Origin of the sequence: Streptomyces sp. BPTC-684 (genome assembly GCF_030028635.1) — a bacterium.
Lineage (GTDB): Bacteria > Actinomycetota > Actinomycetes > Streptomycetales > Streptomycetaceae > Streptomyces > Streptomyces noboritoensis.
Window position 1 is genome coordinate 2,554,325 of the sequence record NZ_CP124863.1, and the last position, 17,546, is coordinate 2,571,870.

Below are 17,546 nucleotides of genomic sequence, written 5' to 3' on the forward strand. Positions count from 1 at the left end.
CGTTGGCGGGCGGACGACGGCTCGTACGAGTGAGGCGGTCAACCGGGAGGACCGGGGGACCCCCCGGGGGGCGTCCCGGTCGTCTCAGCCCGCCCGCAGCGCCAACGTCATCGCCTCCACCGCGAGCAGCGGCGCCACATTGCGGTCCAGAGCCTCGCGGCAGGCGAGGACCGCCTCTATCCGGCGCAGGGTGCCCTCGGGCGCGGAGCCGCGCGCGATGCGGTCCACCGCGTCCCGTACCTCCTCGTTCGCCAGCGCGATGCGGGAGCCGAGCTGGAGCGCCAGGACGTCGCGGTAGAAGCCGGTGAGCTCGGTGAGGGCGAGGTCCAGACTGTCCCGCTGCGTACGCGTCTTGCGGCGCTTCTGGCGGTCTTCCAGCTCCTTCATCGCCCCGGCGGTGCCGCGCGGCATACGGCCTCCGGCCTGGGCGCCGAGGGCCGCCTTCAGGTCCTCGGTCTCCTTGACGTCGACCTCTTCCGCGAGCTCCTTGGCGTCTTCGGCGGCCGTGTCGACCAGCTCCTGGGCGGCCTTGAGGCAGCCGCCCACGTCCTCGACCCGGAGCGGCACCTTGAGCACGGCGGCGCGGCGGGCGCGCGCGCGGTCGTCGGTGGCCAGGCGGCGGGCCCGGCCGATGTGGCCCTGGGTGGCGCGGGCGGCGGCGAGCGCGGTCTCCGGCGGGATGCCGTCACGGCGGATCAGCACATCGGCAACGGCCTCGACCGGCGGCGTGCGCAGCGTCAGATGGCGGCAGCGCGAACGGATCGTCGGCAGCACGTCCTCCAGCGACGGCGCGCACAGCAGCCACACCGTGCGCGGCGCGGGCTCCTCCACGGCCTTCAGGAGCACATTGCCCGCGCCCTCGGTCAGCCGGTCGGCGTCCTCCAGGACGATCACCTGCCAGCGGCCGACGGCGGGCGACAGCTGGGCGCGCCGGACGAGGTCGCGGGTCTCCTTGACGCCGATGGAGAGCAGGTCGGTGCGGACGATCTCCACGTCCGCGTGCGTGCCGACCAGCGTGGTGTGGCAGCCGTCGCAGAACCCGCAGCCGGGCTGCCCGCCCAGCGCCCGGTCCGGGCTGACGCACTGGAGCGCGGCGGCGAACGCGCGCGCGGCCGTGGACCGGCCCGAGCCGGGCGGCCCGGTGAACAGCCACGCGTGCGTCATCTTCGACGCGTCCGCGACGGGCTCGCCCGCCGAGACCGCGGTCACCTGCGCGTCGGCGTCGCGCGCGGCAGCGGCCAGCTGCTCCTGCACCCGGTCCTGGCCGACCAGGTCGTCCCACACCGTCATGGGTCACCGCCTCCGCGCTCTGTTCCGCCCCGTACGTCCCCGCTACGACCCCATTGTGAGGGAGGGGTCGGACAATCCCGTCCGGCGCGGCTTTCCCGCAGGTCAGCGGCGGCGGCCCCGGCGGTCGTCATCGTCGTCGGCGTGCGGCCCGAGCAGTTCGTCGGCGAGCGTGGGCAGGTCGTCCAGCGGGGTCTCCTCGGCCCAGTCCGAACGCCGCCTGGGCCGTCGGCCCCGCTTCGGCTCCGCTCCGGCCCCGGGCTCCGCGCCCAGCTGCTCGGGGTTCACCTGCGGCAGCTCCCGCGTCCGCTCGTTCGGCCGCTCGGGCTGGTCCTGCTCGTCCCGGAAGATCCCCGGCGGGAACCGGTCCGCGTCCCGCACCGGCAGGTGCGCCGCGCTCTCCCCGGCCCCGTCGCGCACGGGCGGCAGCACCGTCGTCTCGTCGGCCTCCCGCGCCCCTTCCCGTACGGGCGGCAGCACGGTCGTCTCGTCCGCGTCCCGTACGGGCGGCAGCACCGTCGTCTCGTCGGCCTCGGCCGGGACCTGCGGCAGGACCGTGGTTTCGGCAGCGGCCGGACCGGGCTCGGCCCGGCCGGGGGCGTCCGTGCCCGGCACCCGGACTTCCTGGGTGATCTCGTTGGGGCTCACCTCAGGCTGGGCAGCGGGCTTCACGACGGGCGTGGGCACCGTCACCTCGGACGCCGACTCCGCCTCGGGCTTCCGCCTCGCGCGCGTGGCCGAAGTGTCCTCCGCACCCTGGGCAGGGGCGGAAGGAGAAGCCATGGGGGCGGAGGGAGAAGCCGTGGCGGCCGAAGGGGAAGCCGTCGCCGCAGCCGCTGCGGCAGCAGTCGCCGCCTCCGCGAGACGGCGGGCCTCCTCCGCCCGCCGCAGCGCCTCCTCGGCCTTGCGCTGCTTCTCCAGCCGGCGCTCCTCGGCCTCGGCACGCAGCCGGGCCTGCTCCTCCGCCTGCTTGCGCAGCCGTTCCTGCTCGGCCGCGGCGGCCTTGGCCTCCGCCTCGCGCCGGGCGCGCTCCTCCTCGGCGAGGCGCCTGGCCTCCTCGGCCCGCAGCCGGGCCTCCTCCGCCTGGCGCTCCTCCTCGCGGCGGCGCGCCTCCTCCAGCTCGCGCCGCTTGCGCTCCTCCTCCTCGGCGCGCAGCTTGGCGAGCTGTGCCTGGCGCTCGCGCTCCAGGCGCTCCTCCTCGGCCTTGCGCGCGGCCTCCTCCTCGGCCTTGCGCCGGGCCTCCTCCTCGGCCGCCTTGCGCGCCTCCTCCTGGGCCTTCACCTCGGCCTCGGAGAGCGGCAGCATCTGGTCGAGCCGGTGACGTACGACCGTGGTGACCGCCTCGGGCTCCTGGCCCGCGTCCACCACCAGGTATCGGGACGGGTCGGCGGCCGCGAGGGTGAGGAAGCCCGCCCTCACGCGCGCGTGGAACTCGGGCGGCTCCGACTCCAGCCGGTCCGGCGCCTCCGTGAACCGCTCCCGGGCGGTCTCCGGCGCCACGTCGAGCAGCACGGTCAGGTTCGGTACGAGACCGCCGGTCGCCCAGCGGTTGATCCGGGCGATCTCGGTCGGCGACAGATCGCGTCCGGCTCCCTGGTAGGCGACGGACGAGTCGATGTAGCGATCCGAGATGACGATCGCGCCGCGCTCCAGGGCGGGGCGGACCAGCGAGTCGATGTGCTCGGCGCGGTCCGCCGCGTACAGCAGGGCCTCCGCGCGGTTGGAGAGCCCGGCGCTGGAGACGTCGAGCAGGATCGAGCGCAGCCGCTTGCCCATCGGGGTCGCGCCCGGCTCACGGGTGACCACGACCTCGTGGCCCTTGGCCCTGATCCACTCGGCCAGCGCCTGCGCCTGCGTGGACTTGCCGGCGCCGTCACCGCCCTCAAGCGCGATGAAGAAGCCGGTCGGGGCCGGGGCCTGCACCGGGTCGGCGCCGCGCACCGCGTCCCGCAGATCGCGCCGCAGCGGCACGCCCTGCCGGTCGTCGGTCTTGGCCAGGACGACCGCGGCGACCGGCAGCAGCAGCGCGCCGGCCAGCATCAGCGTGAAGCCGGCGCCGCCGTGCGCGAAGACGAATCCGTCACCGGCGAGGCGGTGCGGGCCGATGGCGGCGGCGACCAGCGGGGCGAGGATCGCGCCGAGGCCGATCGCGACCCGTACGACCGCCTGGAGGTGGTCGGTGGTGCGGGCCCTGCGGTGGTCCTCGGTCTCCTGGTCGATCAGCGTGTGCCCGCTGTTCGCGGCGACACCCGCGGCGACACCGGCGAGCAGCGCGATGAACAGGACCGTCGCGGTGTCCGGCACCAGGCCCATGGCGAGCAGCGCGACACCGGTGACGGCGATGGCGAGCGCGAGCAGCCGCCGCCGGGAGAGCACCGGGAGGACCTTGGGCGCGGTGCGGATGCCCGCGCCCGTACCGCCGACCAGCGCGAGGACCAGCAGCGCGAACGCCGCGGGCCCGCCGCCGAGGTCCGCCGCGTGCAGCACGGCCACGGCGGCCGCCGACGCGATGGCGCCCGCGACGGCCCCGCAGGCCAGCACGAGCAGCGGAACCGCGCCCGTACGCCCCTTGTCGGGACCGGCGCCGGTCGAGGGCCTGCGCAGGCCCTCCAGCGGCGAGCGGGCGCGCGGAGTCTGGGAGTCCGGAAGTTCGAGCATCGCCAGGACGGAGACGGACGCGGCGAACAGACCGGCCGCCACGTACGAGCCGAGCGCCGCCTGGTGCAGCGAGAACCAGTCGACGCCCTTGCCGAGGCCCTTGCTCACGAGCGCGGCCACCAGCAGGGCGGCGGCGGCCGCCGGTACGGACGCGAACGCCGTACGCAGCGACAGGCGCCGCAGCGCGTCCAGATGGTCCGGCAGCGGGCGCACGGCGGCGCCCTCCAGCGGGGGCGCGGGCAGCAGCGCGGGCGCCGCGCTCTCCTTGCACACCGTCCAGAACCGCTCGGCGACCCCGGCCACGAAGGCGGTGGCCAGCAGGAAGACCAGTGCGTTGTCGGGGGTCCAGTCGATCCACAGCGGCGCCACGATCAGCAGCGCGGCACGTACGCCGTCCGCTCCGATCATGGTCCAGCGCCGGTCGAGCGGACCGCTGGGCGCGGTCAGCGCCGACACGGGTCCGAGCAGCACCGCCCCGAACAGGAACGTCGCGAGGACCCGGGCACCGAGCACCGCGGCCACGGCGAAGGCCGCGCCCCGGTAGCCGCCGCCGAGGGCGTCCTCGGAGACCGCAACCTGCAGGGCGAGGAGCAGGAGGACGAGTACGGCGAGGGCGTCGCCGATCCCGCCGACGAACTGCGCGCTCCACAGCCGCCGCAGCGGCGGGATGCGCAACAGGGCCCGTACGGCACGCTCGCGTGAGTCTGCGGCTAGGGCGTCGGAGATGGGGCTCACGACCGTGGGGGTCCCCCCTGCGCCTTCGGAGCTCTGGGGATGCTCGGCTCGCGTCATCCGCCCAGCCTATCCGGAGCACCCAGATCCCCGAGGGCCCGCCCGAACATACGGGCGGCCTACTACCTAGCTGTGGGCAATCGTGCCGCTAGGGCGGCACGGGTGGGCACAGCGGCACCCCGGCCCGGGGCACTTACGCACCCCGGACCCGCCGCACCCCCGGTCTACTCGGCCGCCGCAGTCTTCTTCGCCGCAGCCTTCTTGGCCGGAGCCTTCTTCGCCGTCGCCGCCGTCTTCTTCGCGGCCGTCTTCTTCGCCGCGGTCTTCTTGGCGGGCGCCTTCTTGGCCGGGGCCTTCTTCGCCGTCTTCTTGGCGGGACCCTTGGCGCGCTTCTCCGCGAGGAGCTCGTAGCCGCGCTCCGGCGTGATGTCCTCCACGCTGTCCCCGGTCCGCAGGGTCGCGTTGGTCTCGCCGTCCGTGACGTACGGGCCGAAGCGCCCGTCCTTCACGACGACCGGCCGCTCGCTGACCGGGTCGGTGCCCAGCTCCTTGAGCGGCGGCTTGGCGGCCGCACGCCCGCGCGCCTTCGGCTGCGCGTAGATCGCCAGCGCCTGCTCCAGGGTGATGGAGAAGAGCTGGTCCTCCGACTCCAGCGAACGCGAGTCCGTGCCCTTCTTCAGGTACGGCCCGTACCGCCCGTTCTGCGCGGTGATCTCGACGCCCTCGGCGTCGGCGCCCACCACGCGCGGCAGCGACATCAGCTTCAGGGCGTCGTCGAGCGTGACCGTGTCCAGGGCCATCGACTTGAAGAGCGAGGCCGTCCGCGGCTTCACCGCGTTCTTGCCCGTCTTCGGCGTGCCCTCCGGCAGGATCTCGGTCACGTACGGCCCGTACCGGCCGTCCTTCGCCACGATCTGGTTGCCGCTCACCGGGTCCGCGCCCAGCTCGAAGTCGCCGCTCGGCTTGGCGAGCAGCTCCTCCGCGTGCTCCACCGTCAGCTCGTCGGGTGCCAGGTCCTCCGGCACGTCGGCGCGCTGGTGGCCCTCGGCGTCCTTCTCACCGCGCTCGATGTACGGCCCGTAGCGGCCGACCCGCAGCACGATCCCGTTCCCCACGGGGAACGAGGAGATCTCGCGCGCGTCGATCGCGCCGAGGTCCGTGACCAGCTCCTTCAGACCGCCGAGGTGGTCCCCGTCGCCGTTCCCGGCGTCGGAGGCCGCACCGGCCTCGCCCTCGCCGAAGTAGAAGCGCTTCAGCCACGGCACCGACTGGGCCTCGCCCCGCGCGATGCGGTCGAGGTCGTCCTCCATGCGCGCGGTGAAGTCGTAGTCGACGAGCCGGCCGAAGTGCTTCTCCAGCAGGTTGACCACGGCGAAGCTCAGGAACGACGGGACCAGCGCCGTGCCCTTCTTGAAGACGTAGCCGCGGTCGAGGATCGTGCCGATGATCGACGCGTACGTCGACGGACGGCCGATCTCGCGCTCTTCCAGCTCCTTGACCAGCGAGGCCTCGGTGTACCGGGCCGGCGGCTTGGTCGCGTGGCCGTCCGCGGTGATCTCCTCGGCCGACAGCGCGTCGCCCTCGGCGACCTGGGGCAGCCGCCGCTCGCGGTCGTCCAGCTCCGCGTTCGGGTCGTCCGCGCCCTCGACGTAGGCCTTCATGAAGCCGTGGAAGGTGATCGTCTTGCCGGACGCGGTGAACTCCGCGTCCCGCCCGTCGCTCGCCCGGCCCGCGATCTTCACGGTGACGGAGTTGCCGACCGCGTCCTTCATCTGGGACGCGACCGTCCGCTTCCAGATCAGCTCGTAGAGCCGGAACTGGTCACCGGTCAGACCGGTCTCCGCCGGAGTGCGGAAACGATCACCCGACGGGCGGATCGCCTCGTGCGCCTCCTGCGCGTTCTTGACCTTCCCGGCGTACGTACGCGGCTTCTCCGGGAGGTAGTCCGCGCCGTACAACTGCGTGACCTGCGCACGGGCCGCCGAGACCGCGGTCTCGGAGAGCGTGGTGGAGTCCGTACGCATATAGGTGATGAAGCCGTTCTCGTACAGCTTCTGGGCGACCTGCATGGTGGCCTTGGCCCCGAAGCCGAGCTTGCGGGAGGCCTCCTGCTGGAGCGTCGTCGTACGGAACGGGGCGTACGGCGAGCGGCGGTACGGCTTGGACTCCACCGAGCGCACGGCGAAGGCCGAGTCGGCGAGGGCGGCCGCCAGAGCCCTGGCGTTCGCCTCGTCGAGGTGGAGGACGTCGCTCTTCAGTTGTCCGTCGGGACCGAAGTCGCGGCCCTGTGCCACTCGGCGGCCGTCGACCGTCGCGAGCCGTGCCACCAGCGAGGACGGGTCGGAGGCGTCGCCCGCCCGGCCGGTGGAGAACGTCCCGGTCAGGTCCCAGTACTCAGCAGAACGAAAAGCGATGCGCTCGCGTTCCCGCTCCACCACGAGCCTGGTCGCCACCGACTGGACGCGGCCCGCCGAGAGCCTCGGCATGACCTTCTTCCACAGGACCGGCGAGACCTCGTAGCCGTAGAGGCGGTCGAGGATGCGGCGGGTCTCCTGGGCGTCGACCATGCGCTGGTTGAGCTCGCGCGGGTTGGCGACGGCGTCCCGGATGGCGTCCTTGGTGATCTCGTGGAAGACCATCCGGTGGACCGGGACCTTGGGCTTCAGGACTTCCTGCAGGTGCCACGCGATGGCCTCGCCCTCGCGGTCCTCATCGGTGGCGAGGAAGAGCTCGTCGGACTCGGCAAGGAGCTCCTTGAGCTTTCTGACCTGGGCCTTCTTGTCGGCGTTGACGACATAGATGGGCTGGAAGTCGTGTTCGACGTCCACGCCGAGGCGGCGCACCTCGCCGGTGTACTTGTCGGGCACCTCGGCGGCGCCGTTCGGGAGGTCGCGGATGTGCCCGACACTCGCCTCGACGACATAACCGGGGCCCAGGTAGCCCTTGATCGTCTTCGCCTTGGCAGGAGACTCGACGATGACGAGTCGGCGGCCGCCCTTTGCGGTCTCGCTGGTCGGGGACAACTTCGCTCTTCTCTCCGGTCGGCACTCGGGTGGCACGTACGAGCTGTACGGTCGCTGCGGAGTGTGACGGTACAACCCGCCCCCGTGTCAAACAGCAAAAGCCCGCAGCGGCCACTCGAACGGTAACCCGACTTACGGCGAGTCTGCCGCCTGGACCGTCCCAGAACGTTCTGAAAAGCGTTTCGTCCCAGCGGAGACCTGGGCACGAGCCCGACCGGCCCGGCACGGCGCCACAAGATCGCCGGGGCTCACAGGCGTGTGAAGCACCACACCCCGGCGAGCAGGAACACCGCGCCGAAGAAGGCGGCCAGCGCCGCCGAGACCACGAGGCCCGCCCCGTCCGCCACCGGCACCCGGTGCCGCACGCGCACCCCCGTCCACAGCAGCAGCGCGCCCCCGAACAGTACGAAAACCGTCCCCGCGAACACGGCCGGACCGGCCTCCGCCCCACCCATCCCGTTCATGGCGCGGATCCTGGCACTCGCGGGAGGAGTCCCGGCGAACTCCAGGTGAACGGCCGCACCTCCATCCGGCCCAGCGACGGCCGGACGGGCGTGTTGGGGCGGGGGCGTCCCCGGGGACGGGCGAGGTGAGCGGGTGCGGCGTGCGGTGTGGTGCCCGTCGCGGTTGGCCGAATTCACACCCTTGTTTTCTCTCCCCGCACCCGACATCCGCCGCCGGAGCGCCCCCGCCGCATGCGGGAGCGCCCCTACCTCACCTGTCGTACGCGGCCCCTTCGCGCGCAGCCGTCCCGGCGGCCGCTCCGGGGCACACGGGTCACTCGCCGACCGGCTCCAGGAAGCCCTGGCCGACGAGCATCCGGATCGACTCCGGGGTGCGGTCGCGCAGCTGGACCGGGTCCTCGCCGATCAGCTGCGCGATGGCGTCCAGGATCCGGCCCGCGTCCAACTGGCCGTCGCAGACGCCCGCGAAGCCCGCGCCGACCGTGTCCACGGTGGTGGCCCGGCGCATGCCCCGGTTCTGCCGCAGCACCACGTGCTCCGGGTCCTCCGCGCCCGGCAGCCCGACCTGCTCCTGCACCACCTCGTCGGCGAGGCGGAACCGGTCGGCGAGCAGGGCCGCGTCGTCGTGCGTCCGCAGATACTCCTGCCGGGCGAAGTGGGCCCGGATGGCCTCGCCGAGCGGCTGCTCGACCGGGTGCGGCCACTCCTCGACGGTGACCGACGGCTGCTCGGACCCCGACTTGTACAGCGTGATCCAGCCGAAGCCGATCGCCTTGGTCTTGCGCGCCTCGAACTCGTCGAGCCACGCCCCGTACCGCTCCGCGTAGGCCTCGGAGCCGGTGCGGTGGTCCCCGGCGTCCCGCAGCCACAGCTCCGCGTACTGGGTGACGTCCTGGACCTCGCGCTGCACGATCCAGGCGTCGCAGCCGCGCGGCACCCAGGAGCGCAGCCGCTCCTGCCACTCCTCGCCCTCCACGTGCTGCCAGTTGGCGAGGAACTGCGCGTAACCCCCCTCGTTCAGCCGGGCTCCCGCCTGCTGGACGAGCGTGCGGCACAGATCGTCCCCGCCCATGCCGCCGTCCCGGTACGTCAGCCGGGCGCCCGGCGAGATGACGAACGGCGGGTTGGACACGATCAGGTCGTACGTCTCGGAGCCCACCGGCTCGTAGAGCGAGCCCTCGCGCAGTTCCGCCTCGGGCGCGCCGGACAGGGCGAGGGTGAGGCGGGTGAAGGCGAGCGCGCGCGGGTTCAGGTCGGTGGCGGTGACCCGGGTCGCGTGCTGCGCCGCGTGCAGCGCCTGGATGCCGGAGCCGGTACCGAGGTCCAGGGCGGAGGCCACCGGGGTGCGGACGGTGAGCCCGGCGAGCGTGGTGGACGCGCCGCCGACCCCGAGGACCATCGCTGTGTCTGCCTGGCGGCCCTGGCCGCTCGCCCCGCCCGCGCCGCCGACCGCGCAGCCGAGGTCGGAGACGATGAACCAGTCCTGGCCCTCCGGGCCGCCGTACGGACGCACGTCAACCGCGGCGCACACCTCCGCACCCGTACGGGTGAGCCAGCCGTCCTCCAGGGCCTCGTCGCCCGGCAGGGCCGCTCTGGCGTGCTCGTACGCGACGGGCTGCTGGAGCAGGAACAGCCGTACGAGCGTGTCGAGCGGCGAGCCGCCGCGGGTGGCCCGCAGGGCGGGCACGGTCTCGCTGCGGGCCAGCGCGGCGTAGGCGGGCGCGCCGAGCAGGTCGAGCAGGCCGTCGGCGGTGAAGTCGGCCGCGAGCAGGGCGTCGCGGAGCGCGGCGGCGCGGTCGGGCACGGGCAGGCCGGCGGGCGGACTGGCGGAAACACTGGTCGTACTCACCCGGCCATTGTGGCGGCTGGCACTGACAAACACCCACGGCCCGGCACCCACATGGGGTCCGGGCCGTACGAGAGGGCGTCCGCGGCGACGGCGGTGCCCCTACGGAGTAGGGGCTACTCGCTGCTCGCCGACGACGACGGCTTGGCCGAGTCGGACGGCTTCGCCGACTCCGAGGGCTTGCCGGACTCGGAAGGCTTCGCGGACCCCGAGGGCTTCGCCCCCTGGGAGGCCGAGCCCGAGGGGGACGCCTGCTCGGAGGCGTCGCCGCCGGCCGCGGGCGACGCCGAGGAGGGCGCGGAGGCGGTCTGCTTCTGGCAGCCGGGCTGCGTCTGCATCGCCTTGCCGAGGTCGCCGGACTCCAGCTTCTTGAGGGCGTCGTCGCTGCTCTTGCTGATGGTGTTCAGCTGGTCGGCGACGCCCTTGAGGCCGTCGGCGAACTTCGCCTGGTCGCCGGTGTCGAGTGCGTCGACCTTCTTCTTGAGGTCGGCGTACGAGGCGGAGGACGCCGTCAGCTCCTTGGCGGCCTCCTGCTGGGTCTTGTCGCCGTCCTTGACGGGCGGGACACCGGCCTTGTTGAGGCTGTCGGCAAGCGACTTGTACGCGTCGGAGATCTGCTGGAAGGCAGCCGAGTCCGTCTTCTGGACGTCAACCGGCTTGCTCTCGTCGGCCGTCTGCTTCTCGATGGCCGCGTTGGCGTCAGTGATCTTCTTGATCTGCGGCTGGGCCTGGTCGCAGAAGGTCTTGGCCCAGTCCTTCACCTTCTTGTCCGAGTCGTCGCTGCTGCAACCCGACAGTGCGAGCACCAGTACCGCGCCGCCGGACAGTGCGGCCGCAAGCTTCTTGTTCACCGGATCGGTCCCTTCCAAGGCTCTCGGCCCCGGAACATACACGCCAAGTGGGCGACAACCGCGTGTCCTACGCCGGATCTGCTCGCTTTTGGAGCCATTTGCACCAAGGGAGAGAAGGCTCACGACCACGCAGCGACGGGCGGACGGTGCGTCAATCCGCACCGCCCGCCCGTCCTTGTCGTACTGCCGCTAGGAAACGACCGCAGGGTCAGGCGACTTGGCGGTCATCTCGTGGTTCCCTTCGTCACCCACCGCCACTCCGCGGCGCTTGGAGACGTACACCGCGCCGACGATGACGGCCGTGGCCAGCACCGCGACGACCGCGCGCACTCCGGGGCTGGCGTCCGCCCCGTAGCTGAACTTGACCACCGCGGGCGCGATGAGCAGCGCCACCAGGTTCATCACCTTCAGGAGCGGGTTGATGGCCGGGCCCGCGGTGTCCTTGAACGGGTCGCCCACCGTGTCGCCGATGACGGTGGCGGCATGGGCCTCACTGCCCTTGCCGCCGAAGTTGCCGTCCTCGACCATCTTCTTGGCGTTGTCCCACGCGCCACCGGAGTTGGCGAGGAAGACGGCCATCAGCGTGCCGGTGCCGATCGCGCCCGCCAGGTACGAGCCGAGCGCGCCGACGCCGAACGTGAAGCCGACCGCGATGGGCGCCAGCACCGCGAGCAAGCCGGGGGTCGCCAGCTCCCGGAGGGCGTCCTTCGTACAGATGTCGACGACTCGGCCGTACTCCGGCTGCTCGCTGTAGTCCATGATCCCGGGGTGCTCGCGGAACTGCCGCCGCACCTCGAAGACCACCGCGCCCGCCGACCGGGACACCGCGTTGATCGCGAGGCCCGAGAAGAGGAACACGACCGCCGCGCCCAGCATCAGGCCCACCAGGTTGTTGGGCTGCGAGATGTCCATGCTGAGGGTCATCTCGCTGGACTTGGCGCCCACGTCGTTCACCGCGGTGGCGATGGCGTCGCGGTACGAGCCGTAGAGCGCCGCCGCCGCGAGGACCGCGGTGGCGATGGCGATGCCCTTGGTGATGGCCTTGGTGGTGTTGCCGACGGCGTCCAGGTCGGTGAGGACCTGGGCACCGGCGCCCTCGACGTCGCCGGACATCTCGGCGATGCCCTGCGCGTTGTCGGAGACCGGGCCGAAGGTGTCCATGGCGACGATCACGCCGACCGTGGTGAGCAGACCGGTACCGGCCAGCGCCACCGCGAACAGGGCGAGCATGATCGACGTACCGCCGAGCAGGAAGGCCCCGTAGACGCTCAGACCGATCAGCAGGGCCGTGTAGACGGCGGACTCCAGACCGATGGAGATACCGGCCAGGATGACCGTCGCAGGGCCCGTGAGCGACGACTTGCCGATGTCGCGGACGGGACGCCGGGTGGTCTCGGTGAAGTACCCGGTCAGCTGCTGGATGACGGCGGCGAGCACGATGCCGATGGCCACCGCGACCAGCGCCAGGATCCGCGGGTCGCCGTCGTGCGCCTTGATGGCGGCGTCGGTGACCCCGTCCAACTCGGCGTACGTGGACGGCAGATAGATGTAGACCGCCGCCGCCACCAGGGTGAGGGAGATCACCGCGGAGATGAAGAAGCCGCGGTTGATGGCGGACATCCCGCTGCGGTCGGCGCGCCGCGGGGCGACCGCGAAGATGCCGATCATCGCGGTGACCACGCCGATCGCCGGGACGATCAGCGGGAAGGCGAGGCCCGAGTCACCGAAGGCCGCCTTGCCGAGGATCAGTGCGGCGACCAGGGTCACGGCGTAGGACTCGAAGAGGTCCGCCGCCATGCCCGCGCAGTCGCCGACGTTGTCGCCGACGTTGTCGGCGATGGTGGCGGCGTTCCTCGGGTCGTCCTCCGGAATACCTTGTTCCACCTTGCCGACGAGGTCGGCGCCGACGTCCGCCGCCTTGGTGAAGATGCCGCCGCCGACACGCATGAACATGGCGATCAGCGCGGCGCCGAGGCCGAAGCCCTCCAGCACCTTGGGGGCATCCGCGGCGTAGACCAGGACGACGCAGGAGGCACCCAGCAGGCCGAGGCCCACCGTGAACATGCCGACCACGCCGCCCGTACGGAAAGCGATCTTCATGGCTGTGTGCGAGACAGTCGTGAGATCTTTTTCAGGTTCGCCTTCCGCAGGGGTCGCCTCGCGGGCAGCGGCCGCCACGCGCACATTCGCGCGTACGGCCAGTCGCATGCCGACGTATCCGGTCGTCGCCGAGAAGAGCGCGCCGATCAGGAAGAAGGCAGACCGGCCCGCGCGCTGCGACCAGTTGTCGGCCGGCAGCAGGAAGAGCAGGAAGAACACCACGACGGCGAAGACGCCGAGGGTGCGCAGCTGCCGGGCCAGATAGGCATTCGCGCCTTCCTGTACGGCTGCCGCGATCTTCTTCATCGAGTCGGTGCCCTCACCGGCCGCCAGCACCTGGCGGACCAGCAGTTGGGCCACGACCAGGGCCGCGAGGGCCACGGCCGCGATGACGATCACGATCAGCCGGTTGTCGTCGGTCAGAACCGCGGCCGCGAGTGAAGTGGGGTGATCGAGTTCTTGTGGGTTGAAGAGCCCCGCCATTCGTCCTCCTTGACGTTCAGAGCCCAAGATGTGGACGGATTGTAGGGAGCGGAACACGATCAAAACAGGGCGCGGTTAGCGGAATTGACCTTCAGTTGCTACTCAGCAAATGATCGCGCCACGAAAAGGCCCCCGAAAGCGGTAATGGGGCAAAAGCATTGACGACTGATCGATGATCTAGAGAATAATCGCCAAAAATGAAAAAGGCCCTGCTCAGCAGGGCCTGTTCAGCAGGGGTCGACGGGTCGGTCAGGGCTCGGCGGTCGCCCCGGTGATCGGCCAGGTCATCCGGATGACACCACCGGACTCGTCCGAAGTGACCTCCACGTCGTCGACGAGGCCGCTGATGACCGCGAGGCCCATCCCGTCCTCCCCGCCGTCGTCCGGCTCCTCGTCGGCCGTGGCACCGCGCACACCCGGCGCGGCACCCCCGGAGCCCGGACCGGGCACCTCGTCCCCGACCTCGATGGAGAACGCCTTCTCCTCCTCGGTCAGCGCGACGCGCACCGGCGCCGTCACCCCGTACGCACGGTGCAGCCCCACAGCGCGGCTGCACGCCTCGCCGACGGCGAGCCTGACCTCGTCGAGGACCGCCTCGTCCACCCCGGCTCGGCGCGCCACGGCGGCCGCCACCAGGCGGGCCGTCCGGACGTGTTCGGGCTGGGCGCTGAAGCGGAGTTCAACGGTGGCCATGCGATCCCCCTCGGACGTACGGGCGTGCTTCTCAGGGGCCCCGGGCCGTGAGGAACCCGGTGCCCCTGTCCTTCCTCCGGAGCCGTCAGTCAGTGGCGTTGACGGCTTCGTCGACCGAGCCGTGGATCGGGAACACCTTGGTGAGCCCGGTGATCCGGAAGATCTTCAGAATGCGCTCCTGGTTGCAGACCAGCCGCAGGGAGCCCTCGTGGGCACGGACACGCTTGAGTCCGCCCACGAGCACGCCGAGGCCGGTGGAGTCGAGGAAGTCCACGCCCTCCATGTCGACAACCAGGTGGTAGCTGCCGTCGTTCACCAACTCGACCAACTGCTCGCGCAGCTTGGGCGCGGTATACACATCAATCTCGCCACCGACCTCGACGACCGTACGGTCGCCACCAGGGCCGGACACATTGCGAGTCGACAGGGACAGGTCCACGGATCCTCCAGCACCTTGCTATCGAGCGGCCGCCCCCTGAGTCTCCCCGGCGGAGCCAGAGAACGGATCGCCAGCCGCGATGGCATTCAATCACTTACCAGCAGCCATGCACGACGCCTTGGGACCATTGTCCGTCACGCCAGTGACACACTCGGTGCCGATGGCCAGGAATCTCCGCCCCAGAACACCCGCCAAGGGCACGGGTGAACGACCCGACCCCGGCACGGTCCTGCACCGGCTCGCCTCGGGAGCGGACCGGGCTGCGCGCATCACTCATACGGAGCACTTGCCCCCGCGCGAGGGCCGCCATGCAGTCTGGCCGCACCGCATCCGCCCGGAAGTGATCAACGCCATTCAGCGGGCCGGCGTGGAGCACCCCTGGGCCCATCAGGCGGCCGCCGCCGAGCTCGCCCTGGACGGCGAGTCCGTCGTGATCGCCACCGGAACCGCCTCCGGCAAGTCCCTGGCCTACCTCGCCCCGGTCCTCAGCGCGCTCCTGGACGGCTCCGAGGCCCCGAACGGACGCGGCGCCACCGCCCTCTACCTGGCCCCCACCAAGGCCCTGGCGGCCGACCAGCGCTGCTCGGTGAAGGCCCTCGCCCAGCCCCTGGGCAACGCGATCCGGCCCGCCGTCTACGACGGCGACACACCGGTCGAGGAACGCGAATGGGTGCGCCAGTACGCCAACTACGTCCTCACCAATCCGGACATGCTGCACCGGGGCATACTCCCCGCCCACCCCAGGTGGTCCTCCTTCCTGCGCGCGCTGCGCTATGTCGTCATCGACGAGTGCCACACCTACCGGGGCGTCTTCGGCTCCCACGTCGCCCAGGTCCTGCGGCGCCTGCGCCGGCTGTGCGCCCGCTACGGCGCGAACCCCGTCTTCCTCCTCGCCTCCGCCACCGCGGCGCAGCCGTCCGTGGCCGCCCACCGGCTGACCGGCCTGCCCGTCGTCGAGGTCGCCGACGACGCCTCCCCGCGCGGCGAACTGGTCTTCGCCCTGTGGGAGCCCCCGCTCACCGACCTCCACGGCGAGAAGGGCGCCCCCGTCCGCCGCACCGCCACCGCCGAGACCGCCGACCTCCTCACCGCCCTGGCCGTCCAGGGCGTCCGCACGGTCGCCTTCGTCCGCTCCCGGCGCGGCGCCGAGCTCGTCGCCGTCATCGCCCAGGAACGGCTGTACGAGGTGGACCGCGCCCTCGCCCGCCGCGTCGCCGCCTACCGGGGCGGCTACCTCCCCGAGGAGCGCCGGGCCCTGGAGCAGGCCCTGCACTCCGGCGAGCTGCTCGGCCTCGCCGCCACCTCCGCCCTGGAGCTCGGCATCGACGTGTCGGGCCTGGACGCCGTGATCATCTCCGGCTATCCCGGCACCCGGGCCTCGCTGTGGCAGCAGGCAGGGCGGGCCGGGCGGTCGGGCGAGGGCGCCCTGGCGATCCTGGTCGCCCGGGACGACCCGCTGGACACCTACCTCGTCCACCACCCCGAGGCGCTGTTCCAGCAGCCCGTCGAGTCGACCGTGCTCGACCCGGACAACCCCTACGTCCTCGCCCCGCACCTGTGCGCGGCCGCCGCCGAGCTGCCGCTCACCGAGGCCGACCTGGAGCTCTTCGGTCCGGCGAGCCCGGGACTGATGCCGCAGCTGGAGGCCGCGAAGCTGCTCCGGCGCCGGGCGTCGGGCTGGCACTGGACCCGCCGCGAGCGGGCCGCCGACCTCACCGACATCCGAGGCGAAGGGGGACGCCCGGTCCAGATCGTCGAGGCGTCGACGGGACGGCTGCTCGGCACGGTCGACGCGTCCGCCGCCCACACCGCCGTCCACGACGGCGCCGTCCACCTCCACCAGGGCCGTACGTACCTGGTGAAGCGTCTGGACCTGGACGACCCCGACGGCTCGGTCGCCCTCGTCGAGGAGGCCAACCCGCCCTATTCGACCGTCGCCCGTGACACCACCTCCATCTCCGTACTCGAAACCGACACCGAGATCGCCTGGGGAGCCGGCCGCCTCTGCTACGGCTCCGTCGAGGTCACCAACCAGGTCGTCTCCTTCCTGCGCCGCAAACTCATCACCGGCGAGGTGCTCGGCGAGACCAAGCTGGACCTGCCGCCCCGCACCCTGCGCACCCGGGCCGTGTGGTGGACGGTCACCGAGGACCAGCTCGACGCCGCCCGGATCACCCCGGAGATCCTCGGGGGCGCCCTGCACGCCGCCGAGCACGCCTCCATCGGCATGCTGCCGCTCTTCGCCACGTGCGACCGCTGGGACATCGGCGGCGTCTCGATCCCGCTGCACCCGGACACCCTGCTGCCGACGGTCTTCGTCTACGACGGCCACCCGGGCGGCGCCGGGTTCGCGGAGCGCGCCTTCCACACCGCGCGGGAGTGGCTGACCGCGACCCGCGAGGCCATCGCCTCCTGCGAGTGCGAGGCGGGCTGCCCGTCCTGCGTCCAGTCCCCCAAGTGCGGCAACGGCAACGACCCGCTCCACAAACGGGGCGCGGTCCGCCTCCTCACGGAACTGCTGCGTGGGGCGCCGGAGGTGACGGCCCCGGAAGCCCCGACAGAACCGACGGCCGGGGAGCCCACGGCTCAGGGCCGTGGGGCTGCTCCCGCCCCGGGCGCTGCGGCGGGAAGCGGTACGCGGGAGGAGCCGCCGGGCCCGCCCGGGATCTGACCTCCGGGGCGTACGGGCCGAACCTCGCCCGTACGGTCACGTCGGCGATCTCCCCGGTCACCGTGCACCGCACCACCTCGCCGCCCTGCGCCCCGGCGACCCGGGCCGCCCCAGCACAGGCCTCGGCCGTCCCCCACAGCGCCCGGTCGGCCGCGGCCAGCGCGGCCATGTCCGCCGCGCCGCCCGCCCGGTGCCGGGCCGCCACGGCCTGCCCGAGGGCGAGGACGGCCGCGAAGACGACGCAGAGGGCGGAGGCGGCGACCGCCACCCAGACGGACGCCGAGCCCCGGTCCCGGGCG

Annotated in this window: 10 protein-coding genes and 1 pseudogene; 1 reads left to right on the forward strand and 10 read right to left on the reverse strand. The window is 72.4% G+C overall.

Annotated features, from left to right (window positions below; genetic code table 11):
- Positions 1-84: 84 nt before the first annotated feature.
- The 9 genes from QIY60_RS11415 to QIY60_RS11455 form a co-directional block, all read right to left on the reverse strand.
- Positions 85-1,290 (reverse strand): DNA polymerase III subunit delta', encoded by a 1,206-nt coding sequence (locus tag QIY60_RS11415; protein ID WP_283142312.1) that lies wholly within the window; start codon positions 1,288-1,290, stop codon positions 85-87.
- A gap of 102 nt (positions 1,291-1,392) precedes the next feature.
- Complete coding sequence (tmk, locus tag QIY60_RS11420; protein ID WP_283142313.1) at positions 1,393-4,737, reverse strand: dTMP kinase; 3,345 nt, start codon at positions 4,735-4,737, stop codon at positions 1,393-1,395.
- 164 nt (positions 4,738-4,901) lie between these two features.
- A complete protein-coding gene (gene topA / locus QIY60_RS11425) occupies positions 4,902-7,700 on the reverse strand; it encodes a type I DNA topoisomerase (protein WP_283142314.1) in 2,799 nt (932 codons plus the stop codon).
- A 248-nt stretch (positions 7,701-7,948) separates the two neighbouring features.
- On the reverse strand, positions 7,949-8,164 hold the full coding sequence (locus QIY60_RS11430; protein ID WP_283142315.1) for a hypothetical protein: 216 nt from the start codon (positions 8,162-8,164) through the stop codon (positions 7,949-7,951).
- Between the two features lie 313 nt (positions 8,165-8,477).
- Entirely contained in the window at positions 8,478-10,013 is a 1,536-nt protein-coding gene (locus QIY60_RS11435) for a methyltransferase (protein WP_283142316.1), read from the reverse strand.
- Positions 10,014-10,126: 113 nt separating this feature from the next.
- Positions 10,127-10,861, reverse strand: a complete 735-nt coding sequence (locus tag QIY60_RS11440) for a small secreted protein (protein ID WP_283142317.1) — start codon at positions 10,859-10,861, stop codon at positions 10,127-10,129.
- Positions 10,862-11,050: 189 nt separating this feature from the next.
- A complete protein-coding gene (locus QIY60_RS11445) occupies positions 11,051-13,444 on the reverse strand; it encodes a sodium-translocating pyrophosphatase (RefSeq protein ID WP_283142318.1) in 2,394 nt (797 codons plus the stop codon).
- A gap of 249 nt (positions 13,445-13,693) precedes the next feature.
- Positions 13,694-14,137 carry an ATP-binding protein gene (locus QIY60_RS11450; protein ID WP_190092620.1) on the reverse strand — a complete coding sequence of 148 codons (444 nt, stop codon included), beginning with the start codon at positions 14,135-14,137 and terminating at the stop codon, positions 13,694-13,696.
- Between the two features lie 85 nt (positions 14,138-14,222).
- Positions 14,223-14,576: an STAS domain-containing protein gene (locus tag QIY60_RS11455; RefSeq protein WP_053728100.1), complete on the reverse strand. Its 354-nt coding sequence runs from the start codon at positions 14,574-14,576 to the stop codon at positions 14,223-14,225.
- 79 nt (positions 14,577-14,655) lie between these two features.
- Here QIY60_RS11455 and QIY60_RS11460 point away from each other — a divergent pair, with 79 nt between their 5' ends.
- Positions 14,656-17,247 carry a DEAD/DEAH box helicase gene (locus tag QIY60_RS11460; protein ID WP_283142319.1) on the forward strand — a complete coding sequence of 864 codons (2,592 nt, stop codon included), beginning with the start codon at positions 14,656-14,658 and terminating at the stop codon, positions 17,245-17,247.
- Here the strand turns inward: QIY60_RS11460 and QIY60_RS11465 are convergent.
- Positions 17,219-17,515 (reverse strand): annotated as a pseudogene (locus tag QIY60_RS11465) (Rv3654c family TadE-like protein); the annotation flags it as partial. The gene QIY60_RS11460 and the pseudogene QIY60_RS11465 sit on opposite strands and share 29 nt — an antisense overlap.
- Positions 17,516-17,546: the final 31 nt, after the last annotated feature.

What these genes read in the sequence shown, in the direction of transcription:
- QIY60_RS11415 (WP_283142312.1), bottom strand. Translation starts at nt 1,290, where the DNA reads ATGACGGTGTGGGACGACCTGGTCGGCCAGGACCGGGTGCAGGAGCAG.
- tmk (WP_283142313.1), bottom strand. Translation starts at nt 4,737, where the DNA reads ATGACGCGAGCCGAGCATCCCCAGAGCTCCGAAGGCGCAGGGGGGACC.
- QIY60_RS11430 (WP_283142315.1), bottom strand. Translation starts at nt 8,164, where the DNA reads ATGAACGGGATGGGTGGGGCGGAGGCCGGTCCGGCCGTGTTCGCGGGG.
- QIY60_RS11445 (WP_283142318.1), bottom strand. Translation starts at nt 13,444, where the DNA reads ATGGCGGGGCTCTTCAACCCACAAGAACTCGATCACCCCACTTCACTC.
- QIY60_RS11450 (WP_190092620.1), bottom strand. Translation starts at nt 14,137, where the DNA reads ATGGCCACCGTTGAACTCCGCTTCAGCGCCCAGCCCGAACACGTCCGG.
- QIY60_RS11460 (WP_283142319.1), top strand. Translation starts at nt 14,656, where the DNA reads ATGGCATTCAATCACTTACCAGCAGCCATGCACGACGCCTTGGGACCA.